The 12902-nt window shown below is 62.7% G+C and carries 13 protein-coding genes; all 13 read right to left on the bottom strand.

Features of this window, described 5'->3' with window-relative positions; all coding sequences use genetic code 11:
• Window positions 1-17: 17 nt before the first annotated feature.
• The 13 genes from cimA to alr all read right to left on the bottom strand — a co-directional run bounded on the left by cimA (window position 18) and on the right by alr (window position 12772).
• Window positions 18-1634 carry a citramalate synthase gene (gene cimA, locus C5L12_RS19365; RefSeq protein WP_105373700.1) on the bottom strand — a complete coding sequence of 539 codons (1617 nt, stop codon included), beginning with the start codon at window positions 1632-1634 and terminating at the stop codon, window positions 18-20.
• A gap of 192 nt (window positions 1635-1826) precedes the next feature.
• Window positions 1827-2786, bottom strand: coding sequence for a prolyl aminopeptidase (pip, locus tag C5L12_RS19360; protein ID WP_105373699.1), 960 nt, complete (start codon window positions 2784-2786; stop codon window positions 1827-1829).
• A 162-nt stretch (window positions 2787-2948) separates the two neighbouring features.
• Window positions 2949-3419, bottom strand: coding sequence for a GFA family protein (locus tag C5L12_RS19355; protein ID WP_105373698.1), 471 nt, complete (start codon window positions 3417-3419; stop codon window positions 2949-2951).
• Window positions 3416-3910 carry a GFA family protein gene (locus tag C5L12_RS19350; protein ID WP_105373697.1) on the bottom strand — a complete coding sequence of 165 codons (495 nt, stop codon included), beginning with the start codon at window positions 3908-3910 and terminating at the stop codon, window positions 3416-3418. The genes C5L12_RS19355 and C5L12_RS19350 overlap by 4 nt, the downstream gene beginning before the upstream one ends.
• A complete protein-coding gene (locus C5L12_RS19345) occupies window positions 3907-4392 on the bottom strand; it encodes a GFA family protein (RefSeq protein ID WP_105373696.1) in 486 nt (161 codons plus the stop codon). Before C5L12_RS19345 ends, C5L12_RS19350 begins: the two co-directional genes overlap by 4 nt.
• Window positions 4389-4787, bottom strand: coding sequence for a VOC family protein (locus C5L12_RS19340; RefSeq protein WP_105373695.1), 399 nt, complete (start codon window positions 4785-4787; stop codon window positions 4389-4391). Before C5L12_RS19340 ends, C5L12_RS19345 begins: the two co-directional genes overlap by 4 nt.
• A 33-nt stretch (window positions 4788-4820) precedes the next feature.
• Window positions 4821-6206, bottom strand: coding sequence for a cysteine--tRNA ligase (gene cysS, locus C5L12_RS19335; protein ID WP_105373694.1), 1386 nt, complete (start codon window positions 6204-6206; stop codon window positions 4821-4823).
• 211 nt (window positions 6207-6417) lie between these two features.
• The gene (locus C5L12_RS19330; RefSeq protein WP_105373693.1) at window positions 6418-6798 is read right to left on the bottom strand and encodes a hypothetical protein; all 381 of its coding nucleotides are present in this window, start codon (window positions 6796-6798) and stop codon (window positions 6418-6420) included.
• Between the two features lie 143 nt (window positions 6799-6941).
• A complete protein-coding gene (locus C5L12_RS19325; protein ID WP_105373692.1) occupies window positions 6942-7682 on the bottom strand; it encodes an SDR family NAD(P)-dependent oxidoreductase in 741 nt (246 codons plus the stop codon).
• 95 nt (window positions 7683-7777) lie between these two features.
• The gene (gene purF, locus C5L12_RS19320; protein WP_105373691.1) at window positions 7778-9280 is read right to left on the bottom strand and encodes an amidophosphoribosyltransferase; all 1503 of its coding nucleotides are present in this window, start codon (window positions 9278-9280) and stop codon (window positions 7778-7780) included.
• Window positions 9281-9428: 148 nt separating this feature from the next.
• Complete coding sequence (locus tag C5L12_RS19315) at window positions 9429-10016, bottom strand: CvpA family protein (RefSeq protein WP_105373690.1); 588 nt, start codon at window positions 10014-10016, stop codon at window positions 9429-9431.
• Window positions 10017-10102: 86 nt separating this feature from the next.
• A complete protein-coding gene (gene radA / locus C5L12_RS19310) occupies window positions 10103-11506 on the bottom strand; it encodes a DNA repair protein RadA (protein ID WP_105373760.1) in 1404 nt (467 codons plus the stop codon).
• 102 nt (window positions 11507-11608) lie between these two features.
• Window positions 11609-12772 (bottom strand): alanine racemase, encoded by a 1164-nt coding sequence (alr, locus tag C5L12_RS19305; RefSeq protein WP_105373689.1) that lies wholly within the window; start codon window positions 12770-12772, stop codon window positions 11609-11611.
• Between the last annotated feature and the right edge of the window lie 130 nt (window positions 12773-12902).

Genomic DNA, 12902 nt, shown 5'->3' with positions numbered 1-12902 from the left:
CTTGCCATTGCCCGGCCTCACTCCGCGGCGATCTTGCCCGCCAGCTCCCGGTTCTTCATCAGTTTGTAGATCACCGAATCCATCAGCGCCTGAAACGAGGCGTCGATGATGTTTTCGGAGACGCCGACCGTCCACCAGCGCACGCCGCTCGAATCGGTCGATTCGATCAGGACGCGGGTGATCGCCTCGGTGCCGCCGTTGAGGATGCGCACCTTGAAATCGGCGAGCACGAGGTCGTCGATCTCGTGCTGGTATTTGCCGAAATCCTTGCGCAGCGCCCTGTCGAGCGCGTTGACCGGGCCGTCGCCTTCTGCGACCGACATATGCGTCTCGCCGTCGACGGCGATCTTCACCACCGCTTCGGAGACGATCTTGATGCGGCCGTGGCTGTCGAACCGGCGCTCGACCATGACCCGGAAACCTTCGACCGAGAAGAATTCGGGGATCGTGCCGAGCGTGCGGCGGGCGAGAAGCTCGAAACTCGCATCCGCCCCCTCATAGGCATAGCCCGACGCCTCGCGTTCCTTGACGATCGAGATCAGCTGGTCGAGCTTCGGATCGTCCTTGCCGACCTCGATGCCGCGCCGCTTTAGCGCGTTGATGAAGTTCGACTTGCCGCCCTGATCAGACACCATGACCTTGCGGAAGTTGCCCACACTTTCCGGCGTCACGTGCTCATAGGTGCGCGGGTCCTTGAGCAGGGCGGAGGCATGGATGCCGGCCTTGGTGGCGAAGGCCGATGCCCCGACGTAAGGCGCCTGGTGGTGCGGCGAGCGGTTCAGCAGTTCGTCGAAGGCATGGCTGAGATGGGTGAGGCCGGTGAGGCGCTCGGCGTCGATCGCCGTCTCGAAGCGGGAGGAATAGGCGTCCTTCAGCGACAGCGTGCCGATCAGCGTCACGAGATTGGCATTGCCGCAGCGTTCGCCGATGCCGTTCAGCGTGCCCTGGATCTGCCGACAGCCCGCTTCGATCGCGGCGAGCGAGTTGGCGACAGCCTGGCCGGTGTCGTCATGGGCATGGATGCCGAGCGAGGCGCCGGGGATGCCGGCCGCGATCACCGCTTCGACGATGGCGCGGATCTCGCCCGGCTGCGTGCCGCCATTGGTGTCGCACAACACGACCCAGCGGGCGCCGGCGTCGTAAGCCGTCTTCGCGCAGGCGAGCGCGTAGGCCGGGTTGGCCTTGTAGCCGTCGAAGAAATGCTCGCAATCGACCAGAGCCTCTTTTCCCGTCTGCCGGGCGGCCTCGACGCTCTCGCGGATCGATTCCAGGTTCTCCTCGTTGGAACAGCCGAGCGCCACCCGCACATGATAGTCCCAGCTCTTTGCCACAAAACAGATCGCGTCGCTTTTCGCCTGCAGCAGCACGGCGAGGCCCGGATCGTTGGAGGCGGAAATGCCGGCGCGTTTCGTCATGCCAAAGGCGACGAATTTCGATTTTACGGTCCGTTTCTGGGAAAAGAAGGCGGTGTCGGTCGGATTGGCCCCCGGGTAACCGCCCTCGACATAATCCAGGCCGAACTCGTCGAGCAGGTTGGAGATGGCGATCTTGTCCTCGACGGAAAAATCGACGCCGGGCGTCTGCTGCCCGTCGCGGAGCGTGGTGTCGAAGAGATAGATGCGTTCGCGTGTCATGGGTGCTCCTCCTGGAGCAAGGTTATTTCGAGACTGCAGCCGAATTCCGCTGCTCCCTCATCCGCCCTTGGGCACCTTCTCCCCGAGGGGGAAGGTGGAATTGCCGCGAGATCCCAATTCCCTCCTCTCCCCTTGGGAAGAGGGTGGCCGAGCGGAGTGGAGGACGGGTGAGGGGGCTGCATGGCAATGCTGTCAACTCTTCCCCGCAAACCTGTCCGTCGCCCGGATCAGCCGGTCGGTGATGCCCGGCTCCGACATCGCGTGGCCAGCACCTTCGATGATGTGGAAATCCGCATCCGTCCAGACTTTCGAGAGCTGCCAGGCATATTTCAGCGGGCAGGGCATGTCATAGCGGCCGTGGACGATGACGCCGGGAATACCTTTGAGCTTCACCGCGTCGCGCAGCAACTGGCCGTCTTCGAGCCAGCCTGCATTCATGAAATAGTGGTTCTCGATGCGGGCGAAGGCGAGCGCGAAATGGTCGTCGTCATGGCTCGATGCGAGAGACGGGTCGGGCAGAAGCGTGATGGTGGAGCCTTCCCACACGCTCCAGGCCTTGGCGCAGCGGATCTGCTCCGCCTTGTCGGATCCCGTCAGGCGGCGGTGATAGGCGGCCATCATCTCGTGGCGTTCGTTTTCCGGAATGGGGGCGACGAAGGCTTCCCACTTATCCGGAAACATTTCCGAGACGCCGAACTGATAATACCAATCGAGTTCCGGCCTCGTCAGCGTATAGATGCCGCGTAGCAGAAGTTCGGTGACGCGCTCGGGATGGGTTTCGGCATAGGCAAGCGCCAGCGTCGAGCCCCAGGAGCCACCGAAAACCTGCCATTTGTCGACGCCGACCATTTCGCGAAGGCGCTCGATATCGGCGACGAGATGCCAGGTCGTATTGGCCTCAAGGTTCGCATGCGGCGTCGAGCGGCCGCAGCCGCGCTGGTCGAACAGCAAAACGTCGTAGAGCGCCGGATCGTACATCCGCCGCTGGGCAGGCGTACAGCCCCCGCCCGGTCCGCCATGCAGGAGGACGGCGGGCTTGGCGCCCTTGGTGCCGATCCGTTCCCAATAAATGACGTGGCCGTCGCCGACATCGAGCTGTCCGGTCTCGTAGGGTTCGATCTCCGGATAGGGTGTGCGAAAAATGTCCGTCATGAAAAGTCCTTCATTGATCGTTTGCGCTTTGGCGGCAAGCGCGGCTAACCGAGCAAGGCGTAGGCGACGATCGCCGCCGTGACCAGCACCACCACTGCGCCCTTGGCGATCAGCCCGTAAAGAAGCCATTTCGGCATCTTCAGGTTGGGATTGTCGACCATGTCAGAAGCCCTTGGACGGCCATGCTGCCGTGTCGTGGTCGGGATGCTGGAACGAAATGATCTGCTCCTGCTTGGCCGCGTCTTCCGCCGCATCGCGGACCGGCTGGTCGAAGATCGTCGTTACCCAGGGGATGTGCGCCGAATAATTGACCTGGATCTTCGGCGCGAGGTCGTCGCGATTGTCGAAGGAGCCGATCGACAGTTCCAGCCCGCCCGGATAGCGGTAGGTCAGCGGCGTGCCGCAGTTTTCGCAGAAGCCGCGATCGATATTGACCGACGACTGGAAATATTTCGGCTCCCCGCGGGTCCATTCAACGCCGTCCTTGGGTGCGCTGACGAGCGGCCCGAAAAAGCCGCCGAAGGCCTTCTGACACATGCGGCAATGGCAGATGGAGGCGCGGCCGAGCTCGCCATGGATCCGGAAGCGCACGGCGCCGCACTGGCAGCCGCCTGTTCTCAAAGTCTCTGTCATTGCTTGTTCTCCGCAGGCCCTTGCATAGGCCAGGTTTCGGTATCGTGATCAGGATGCTGGTAGGAAACAATGTCGCTCAGGAAGGGAGCCGAGTCGATATCATCAAGGGTGTGGCGCTCGGGCAGCGTATGCAGCCGGTCGACGAAGGGAAGCTTGCCCTCGACGCCAAACTGAATGACCGGCGGCAGCGATGCCGGGTCGTCGAAACTGCCGGCCGAGATGCCGATGCCGTCGGTCGCCTCGTAGGTCATGGGCGTTCCGCAATCTGCACAGAAGCCGCGCCGGACGTGATTGGACGATTGGAAATATTTGAGCGTTCCGCGCGTCCAGGTAAGTTTTGCCTCGCCGATCGCCACCAGCGGCGCATAATAGGCGCCGAAGGCCTTCTGGCACATGCGGCAATGGCAGATCGAGGGTTCGAAAGGCTCCCCTTCCAGCCGGAAGCGGACGGCGCCGCACTGGCAGCCGCCGGTTCTTGTCGCATCGCTCATGGCTTTTCCTCCGGCGGCCAGGCATCGGTGTCGTGATCCGGATGCTGCCGGGTGCTTTTGGCCACCGCCCTTTCCTGGTCCGGCGTCATGTCCATCTCCGCGTCGTGCTGCAGGTGGTCGAGTTCTCCGAACCAGGACATCTTGCGGGCGAGGTTGGTCTGAAGCTGCGGCTTCACGTTTTGCGGATCGTCGAGCGAACCCAGCGTGATGCTGATATGGTCGCTGCTGCCGTCGTAAAAGAGCGGGGTGCCGCATTTTTCGCAAAAGCCGCGCCGCACCGTCTCGGAGGACTGGAACCAGGCCGACTCTCCGCGGGTGAAGGCGAAATCCTCCCACTTTACCCCGCCAAGCGGCATGAAATAGTTCCCCGCCGCCTTCTGGCACATGCGGCAATGGCAAAGATGCGGAAAGCCGATCTCGCCCGTCGCGCGATATCTCACCGCGCCGCACTGGCACCCCCCGGTATGGATTTGGTCAGTCATTCCGGACTTCCCTCCGCCGAGTGGCAAACCGCCTCGATATTATTCCCGTCGAGATCGAAGACGAAGGCGCCGTAGTAGTTCGGATGATAATGTAGCCTCAGGCCCGGCGGGCCGTTGTCGCGGCCGCCGGCGGCGATTGCAGCCTTGTAGAACGCGTCGACCTCGGCGTGGCTGTTGGCGGTAAAGGCGATATGCTGGTGGTAGCCGGCTGGCGGTGTGCCCTCATGCAGCCAGTAGACCGGCCGCTCCCGGCCATAGCCGCCGACCTTGACGCCGCCCGTATATTCCGTCGGCACCATATACAGCAACGAGGCCCCGAGCGGCGCAAAGGCCGCATTGTAGAACGCCTTGGCGCGGTCGAAATCCGCAACCGTGATGCCCATGTGGTCGATCATCGCGCTTTTTCCTCCTCAAGTGCCGATTTGATCTTACCGCTTCAGTTCCCAGGTCGTCACCCGCTCGCCGGTCGAGGCGTCCTTGCCGTCCTTGAGCTGGATGCCTTTCTCCGACAGTTCATTGCGGATCTTGTCGGCCTCGGGAAAGTTCTTCGCCTTCAACAGTTCGAGCCGCATGGAGACCAGCGCATCGACGGCAGACGCGAGAGCCTCGTCCACTTCCGTCTTCTGCGGCAGCACGCCGAGCAGATTGGCGCTCGCCGCAAAGATCGGCAGAAGGGTCTTGTCGGCATGTGCCTCATGGGCAAGCGCATGCAGCGCCTGGATGGCGGCCACCGTGTTGAGATCGTCGCCGAGCGCCTCGATCACCGTATCGCAAGGCGCGGCACCGCCCGGATCGGCAGCCGGCCAGCGGGCAATCAGCCGCTCCGCCTCTTCCAGCCGCTTCACCGAAAAATCGATCGGCTCGCGGTAGTGCGTCATCAGCATGGCAAGCCTGAGCACCTCGCCCGGCCATTGGCGGCCGCCGAATTTTTCCGTGTGAAGCAGGTCGTAGATGGTGATGAAATTGCCTTCCGACTTCGACATCTTGCGGCCTTCGACCTGCACGAAGCCGTTATGCATCCAGACATTCGCCATCACTTCCGTGCCGTGGGCGCAGCGCGACTGGGCAATCTCGTTTTCATGGTGCGGGAAGATGAGGTCGAGCCCTCCGCCATGAATGTCGAAGACTTCGCCGAGATAGCGCCGGCTCATCGCCGAGCACTCGATATGCCAGCCCGGGCGGCCGCGGCCCCAGGGGCTTTCCCAGCCGGGTTCGTTGTCGGAGGAGAGCTTCCAGAGCACGAAATCGCCAGGGTTCTTCTTGTGCGCGTCGACTGCGACGCGCGCGCCGGCCTGCTGTTCGTCGAGCGGGCGCTTGGAGAGCTTTCCGTAATCGCCCATCGACTTCGTATCGAAAAGAACCTCGCCGGCCGCGACATAGGCATGGCCGCGCGCAATCAGCTTCTCGATGATCTCGATCATCTGGGGAATATTGTCGGTAGCGCGGGGCTCGACGGTCGGCTCCAGGCAACCCAGCGCCGCGACATCCTCGTGATACTGCGTCTCGGTCCGTTCCGTGACGGCGCGGATTGCCTCGTTGAGCGGCAGGCCGGGGTGATCCCGCAGTGCGCGGGCGTTGATCTTGTCGTCCACGTCGGTGATGTTGCGGGCATAGGAAACATGCCCTTCGCCATAGACATGTCGCAGCAGCCGGAAGAGCACGTCGAAGACGATTGCCGGCCGCGCATTGCCGATATGGGCGTAGTCGTAGACGGTCGGGCCGCAGACATACATGCGCACGCTCTTGGGATCGATCGGCGAAAACGCCGTCTTTTCGCGGGTCAGCGTATTGTAGAACTTGAGCGAGGCGCCCATCGAAATCTCCCCAAAACCTTGCATAGAAAGCGGCCGGTGCCGGACCGGGACGTTTGTCTTCAAGGCTTTTCGAGAGACGAAAACGGCCGGGCCAGCGACTGCGCTAGCGAATAATGATCCCGCAAATGGAAATCGCCGTTTTCATGGAGGAGGTTATGGCGCGGGCAGGAACTTTGGTCAAGGGCCTTTGCCCGCGCCATGATCAATGGCGTCAAGCTACCCGGCGGCCGATGCCGTTGCGGGCGACCGTCACCAAGAAGATCAGCATGGAGATGACCGTGAGGATCGATCCGATCGCGGCAAGCGCTTCGCCGCCGGAAGACACCGCCATTGCGATGCCCGGCACGAGACAGAGCACGCCGAGGATTGCAAAAGCCAGATGGACTTTTGCCAGCAAGGCATCGGCTGCCTGCGGCGTGACCGTGTAGTAGAGCCCGAAAAGGCCCATCGTCGTCCAGCCGACGAGATTGAGATGCGCATGCGCCGGCGCCATCTGATGGTCGCCGGAGATCGCCATTTGAATGCCCCAGAACATGCCGGTCGTAACGCAAAGCACGGCCGCGACGAAGAAACAGAAAGCGATGTTTCTCATGTAATTGTCCCCCAAGTGATTTCCTGCGTCCCACCGCAGGACTCAGAGAAATACCCGAAAATCGGATTTTCCGGGATGGGTGGGGCACTATCTATTTGGGGAGGGTGAGGCATTCCCCGTGTCGCCGGCTGCGACGGCAGTCCTCATTCCGGTGCCTTGAAATCCACAAATCTGTTCTCGCGCACCACGAAGAGCCGTCCGCTCTCCTTCATCTCGGGGGAAGCGAGGAAAAGCATCTTTTCGGCGACTTCTGAAGGATGCGGCAGCGTCTGCGGGTCTTCGCCGGGCATGGCCTGGGCGCGCATGGCCGTGCGGGTGGCGCCCGGATTGACGAGATTGATCTTGAGCGGCGTGTGCTCGGTTTCGGCAGCCCAGATGCGCCCCATGGTCTCCACGGCTGCCTTGGACATGGCATAGGCACCCCAGAAGGCGCGGGGATTGCTGGCGACGCCGGACGACAGGATGAGCGCGCGGCCCGCATCCGATTTCGTCAGCAGTGGTTCGACCGAACGGATCAGCCGCCAGGTGGCCGTGACATTGGTCAGCATCACCTTTTCGAAGACCTTCGCCTCGATATGGCCGAGCGGCGAAATGACGCCGAGAATGCCGGCATTGGCCACGAGAATGTCGAGCTTGCCCCAGCGCTCGAAGATCGAGGCGCCGAGCCGGTCGATGGCGCCCATGTCGGTGAGGTCGAAGGGGACCAGCGTGGCCGTGCCGCCGACCGCCTTGATTGCATCGTCGAGTTCTTCGAGCCCGCCGACGGTGCGGGCGGTCGCGATCACATGCGCGCCGGCCTTGGCGAGCGCCAGCGCGGTGAAATAGCCGATGCCGCGCGAGGCGCCGGTGACCAGCGCGATCCTGTTCTTCAAGTCAATGTCCATCTCGTCACCTCACCCTGTCGCGGCACAAAAAAGAAGGCTGCGTTGCCGCAGCCTTCTAGAGCGTTCGGTGCGAAATGCAAACGGGTCCGTTTGTCTCAGCCGTTGCTGGCGAGAACCGAAACCTTGCGTCCCATCGTTTCGCCATCCTTGTCCAGCAGGCGGGTCGGATAGTCGCCGGTAAAATAGTGGTCGGTGAACTGCGGACGCGCGTCGTTCCGGTCCTCGCCGCCGACGGCGCGATAGAGACCGTTGATCGACAGGAACTGCAGCGAATCCGCGCCGATATACCGGCACATCGCCTCAAGGCTGTCATACTGGTTGGCGAGCAGCTTTTCCCGGTCCGGCGTATCGATGCCGTAGAAATCCGGGTAAAAGATCATCGGGCTTGCGACGCGGAAATGCACTTCCTTGGCGCCCGCATCGCGGATCATCTGGACGATCTTCAGCGAAGTCGTGCCGCGCACGATCGAATCGTCGACCAGCACGACTCGCTTGCCTTCGATCATCGCGCGGTTGGCGGAGTGCTTGAGCTTGACGCCGAAGGCGCGGATCTGCTGCGTCGGTTCGATGAAGGTGCGGCCGACATAGTGGTTGCGGATGATGCCGTATTCGAAGGGGATGCCGCTTTCCTGAGCGAAGCCGAGGGCGGCAGGCGTGCCGCCATCCGGCACCGGCACGACGACATCGGCGTCGACCGCCGCTTCCTTTGCAAGGTTGATGCCCATGTTCTTGCGCGCGACATAGACGCTGCGGCCGCCGACGACCGAATCCGGCCGCGCGAAATAGACATATTCGAACAGGCAGAGCCGTTCGGATTGGCCGTTGCCGGCCTTGCGGGCGTCGATGGTGACCGAGCCGTCCGATTGGATCTCGCAGATGATCACTTCGCCGTTCTCCACGTCGCGGACGAACTTCGCGCCGATGATGTCAAGCGCGCAGGTCTCCGAGCAGAAGATCGGCTTGCCATCAAGCTCGCCCATCACGAGGGGGCGGATACCGGTGGGATCGCGGGCGGCGATCAGCTTGGTGCGGGTAATCGCCACCATGGAATAGCCGCCTTCCATCTGCCGGATCGCGTCGATGAAACGGTCGGCCGTCGAGGCGTAGCGGGAGCGGGCGATGAGATGCAGAACCACTTCCGTATCGGAGGTGGACTGACAGATGGCGCCGCCTGCAATCAGCTGGCGGCGGAGCGTCAGGCCGTTGGTGAAATTGCCGTTATGGGCAATCGCGATGCCGCCGACTTCCAGTTCGGCAAACAGCGGCTGCACGTTGCGCAGGGCCACTTCCCCGGTGGTCGAATAACGGACATGGCCCATGGCGATGTTGCCGGGAAGGCGGGCAAGCGTGGCGGGGTCGGTATAGTGGTCGCCGACAAGGCCCATGCGCCGTTCCGAGTGGAACCGCAAGCCGTCGAAGGAGACGATACCGGCGGCCTCCTGGCCGCGATGCTGGAGGGCGTGCAGACCGAGCGCTGTCAGCGTTGCCGCATCCGGATGGCCGAGAATCCCGAAGACGCCGCATTCCTCGCGAAGCGTATCGCCATCCCACTCGTTGACCTTGTTGTCGGCGAACGTCTCAGAAACCGGCTCTCTCATCTGGCCCTTATCCCTTTCGGACGATTTGTCCCTTCGGAAAATGGAAAGGCGGGCCGGAGAAAATTCCCCGAGCCCAGCCCGTTTTGCACTTTATGCGAATGATACCACAAATGGTGACGTTTCGCGCTGCATCAAGCGCAAGATAACGTCAATTATTTGTTGCCGGCGCATCTTCCGCCGGTGGTTGCTCCTGGGCGGGCGCGCCTTCTGTGGGCGCCGCCTCGCGGCCGAGGATGCGGGCGCGGATCTGTGGCTCGATATCGTCGGGGAGCACCGCCTCGAGGCGCGCGACGAGCGTATCGAGGAAAGGCTTCGACTTCGCCTGGGTGACCCATTCCGGCTGTGAGCGCACGTCCACGAGCCAGTTCCAGAAGGCGACGGCGACAACGAGAAGAAGGATGCCGCGGGCGGCGCCGAACAGGAAGCCGAGGGTCCGGTCAAGCGCGCCGATACGGCTGTCGATGATGAAATCGGCAATACGCGAGGTGATGAAGGAGATGACGATCAGCGCAAGCAGGAAGATGATGCCGGCGGAAGCGGCGATCGCGATGCGATCATCGGTCGTATAGTTCTTGGCGTAAGGCAGAAGCAGCGGATAGAGATAATAGGCCGCGGCGACCGAGCCCACCCAGCTTGCGATCGACAGCACTTCCCGCGAAAACCCGCGAACCATGGCGAGCACGGCGGAAAACAGCGTCACGCCGATGACAATACCGTCGAAAATCGTGATGGGCATATAAGAACTACTCCAGACTTGCCGAATGCGCGACAGCCCCCGCTGTCTCGCAGCCGTCATACAACAGCGGACCTGTTAACGGAAGATCAATCATCTTCCGGCGTTTGGCGCAGTTTCGACGAGGAACCTGCGATCCGTGACACCAGGTCCGGCAGGTCTTCGATGGTGACCCAGCGTCCGTTCGCGCCCTTTGGCACTTCGGCGGACGTGGCCGGCAGCATCGCACCTGCAAACCCGAGTTTTTCCGCCTCCTTGAGCCGCTGGGCGGTCTGCGAAACCGGCCGCACCGCGCCCGAGAGGCTGATTTCGCCGAAATAGACACAATCGGCGGGCAGGGCAAGCCCGGCAAGTGACGAGACGAGCGCCGAAGCGACCGCAAGATCGGCGGCCGGTTCGGAGATGCGATAGCCGCCTGCCACATTCAGATACACGTCGTGCTGGCCGAGCCTGACGCCGCAATGGGCTTCCAGAACCGCGAGAATCATCGACAGCCGAGACGAATCCCAACCGACCACTGCACGCCTGGGGGTTCCGAGCGATGTCTGCGCCACGAGGGCCTGCACCTCGACCAGCACGGGGCGCGTTCCCTCCATGCCGGCGAACACCGCGGCGCCCGGCGCCTTAGCATTGCGCTCGCCGAGAAAGAGTTCGGAAGGGTTCGACACCTCCCGCAACCCCTTATCGGACATTTCAAAGACGCCGATCTCGTCTGTCGGACCGAACCGGTTCTTGACCGTGCGCAGGATGCGGTAGTGGTGGCCGCGGTCGCCCTCGAAATAGAGGACTGCGTCGACCATGTGTTCGACGACCCGCGGCCCGGCGATCTGGCCTTCCTTGGTGACGTGACCGACGAGGACCATCGCAGCGCCTGTCTGCTTGGCGAAACGGATCATCGCCTGGACGCCCGTGCGCACCTGCGTGACGGTGCCGGGCGCCGAATCGGCCGTATCGCTCCAGAGCGTCTGGATCGAATCGATGATCACGAGATCCGGCCGCTTGCCCTCGGCGATCGTTGCAAGAATGTCCTCGACATTGGTTTCCGCGGCGAGCAAAACGTCGCTATCGGCAGCGCCCAGTCGCTGGGCGCGTAGCCGCACCTGCGCCACGGCCTCTTCGCCGGACACGTAGATGATCCGGTGGCCGCGGCGGGAAAGGGCGGCCGCCGCCTGCATCAGCAGCGTCGACTTGCCGATGCCCGGGTCGCCGCCGATCAGGACGGCCGAGCCGCGAACGAAACCGCCGCCGGTCGCTCGGTCGAGTTCGGAAATGCCTGTATGGATGCGGGGAGCTTCCTCAGTCTCGCCGGAAAGCGTAGTGAGTGAGACCGCACGGCCCTTCTTCGGCACCTTGCCGGGACCGCCGCCGATGCCGCCCATCGGATCTTCCTCGACAATCGTGTTCCACTCGCCGCAGCCGTCGCATTTGCCGGCCCAGCGGTTGTGCACCGTGCCGCAGTTCTGGCACACGAATTGGGTTTTGGGTTTTGCCATGAAGTAGCCGCCGCTTTCGATAGTCACGTTTTTCCGCGCAGAACAAAAGCGGAACAGATGCCTTTAATCCTGAATTCCCTTCACTGGCAAGAAGATTTGCGGTTATTCGGGATAGATGTACCGCCGCTCGTAACGCAGCCCCAGGCTGGTGAGGAGCTCGTAGCCGATCGTGCCCGCCGCGCGGGCGACGTCGTCGAGCGGCATGTTCGGGCCGAAGAGTTCGACATAGTCACCAGAGCGGATCTCCGCTGCCGGAACGTCCGTCACGTCGAAGATCGTCAGATCCATGGTGATACGGCCGACGACCGGCACCTTGCGTCCGGCGACGAAGCCGAAGGCGCCGTCCTTGACGTTCTGGCGAAGCGGCACCCCGGAACCGGAAAGCGAACGCAGGTAGCCATCGGCATAACCCGCGGCGACGATGGCGAGCCGGCTGTCGCGCGAAAGCTGATAGGTGCCGCCATAGCTGACGGTCTCGCCTTTTTTCGCGTCGCGGATCTGGATAATCCGCGCCTCCGCCTTGGCGACCGGCAGCATCGAATTTTTCCCGCCATTCACGGCTTCCCCGCCGTAAAGCGCAATGCCGGGCCGGGTGAGATCGAAATGATAGTCAGAGCCGAGAAAGATCCCGGCGGAGGCTGCAAGACTTGTTTCGATACCTTCGAAAGCGTCGGCAACCCTTCGGAAGGATTCCAGTTGTTTCTGGTTGAGCTCGGAGGAGGGCGTGTCGCCGCTATGGAGGTGCGACAGCACCAGCACTGGCGAAAAGCTCGCCGGCCGCGACACGTCGTCGGCAAAGGCGATCGCGTCCTCGAGCGGAATGCCGAGCCGGTTGAAGCCTGTATCCACCTGAAGCGCGCAAGGATGATCGCCGTGTTCGGCGGTGACCGACATCCAGAAAGCAACCTGCTCTTCGGAGACGAGCACGGGCACGAGGCCGTTCTCGAAGAACAGTTGCTCCTGGCCGGGCCAGATCCCGGAAAGCACATAGATCCGCGCATCCGGCGCATAGGTGCGGAGCGTCACGCCCTCCTGCACCACCGCCACGAAGAAGTCGCGCGCGCCGGCTTCATAAAGCGCCGTGCCGCAATCCTCGATGCCGAGGCCATAGGCGTCCGCCTTGACCACGGCGGCGGTGCGGGCGGAGCCGGAGCGGCGCGCCATCTCCCTCCAGTTGTCGGCAAGCGCGCCGAGATCGACCGTCAGCCGCACGGGCGCGATCTCGAAGTTGCCTGCTTCGGCGAAGGGATCATCGGGATTGGTCATCGGTCGGTGTTCCATGCGGCGGTGTGTCCTGCTGTGGCTCAAGCCTGAACTATCCATTCACGTCAAGGTGGAAACGCCGAATGAGGTCTTTTCGCGACCACTTGGGAAGCCAGCGCATTATTGTTCCTGC

Origin of the sequence: Neorhizobium huautlense (genome assembly GCF_002968575.1) — a bacterium.
In the GTDB taxonomy this organism is placed as follows: domain Bacteria; phylum Pseudomonadota; class Alphaproteobacteria; order Rhizobiales; family Rhizobiaceae; genus Neorhizobium; species Neorhizobium huautlense.
Note: the sequence above shows the minus strand (reverse complement) of the source record. Positions and strands in the feature narration are given on the sequence as shown.

Coding starts and splice junctions, on each gene's coding strand:
- cimA (WP_105373700.1), bottom strand. CDS start 1,634: ATGACACGCGAACGCATCTATCTCTTCGACACCACGCTCCGCGACGGG.
- pip (WP_105373699.1), bottom strand. CDS start 2,786: ATGACGGACATTTTTCGCACACCCTATCCGGAGATCGAACCCTACGAG.
- C5L12_RS19355 (WP_105373698.1), bottom strand. CDS start 3,419: ATGACAGAGACTTTGAGAACAGGCGGCTGCCAGTGCGGCGCCGTGCGC.
- C5L12_RS19350 (WP_105373697.1), bottom strand. CDS start 3,910: ATGAGCGATGCGACAAGAACCGGCGGCTGCCAGTGCGGCGCCGTCCGC.
- C5L12_RS19345 (WP_105373696.1), bottom strand. CDS start 4,392: ATGACTGACCAAATCCATACCGGGGGGTGCCAGTGCGGCGCGGTGAGA.
- C5L12_RS19340 (WP_105373695.1), bottom strand. CDS start 4,787: ATGATCGACCACATGGGCATCACGGTTGCGGATTTCGACCGCGCCAAG.
- cysS (WP_105373694.1), bottom strand. CDS start 6,206: ATGGGCGCCTCGCTCAAGTTCTACAATACGCTGACCCGCGAAAAGACG.
- C5L12_RS19330 (WP_105373693.1), bottom strand. CDS start 6,798: ATGAGAAACATCGCTTTCTGTTTCTTCGTCGCGGCCGTGCTTTGCGTT.
- C5L12_RS19325 (WP_105373692.1), bottom strand. CDS start 7,682: ATGGACATTGACTTGAAGAACAGGATCGCGCTGGTCACCGGCGCCTCG.
- purF (WP_105373691.1), bottom strand. CDS start 9,280: ATGAGAGAGCCGGTTTCTGAGACGTTCGCCGACAACAAGGTCAACGAG.
- C5L12_RS19315 (WP_105373690.1), bottom strand. CDS start 10,016: ATGCCCATCACGATTTTCGACGGTATTGTCATCGGCGTGACGCTGTTT.
- radA (WP_105373760.1), bottom strand. CDS start 11,506: ATGGCAAAACCCAAAACCCAATTCGTGTGCCAGAACTGCGGCACGGTG.
- alr (WP_105373689.1), bottom strand. CDS start 12,772: ATGACCAATCCCGATGATCCCTTCGCCGAAGCAGGCAACTTCGAGATC.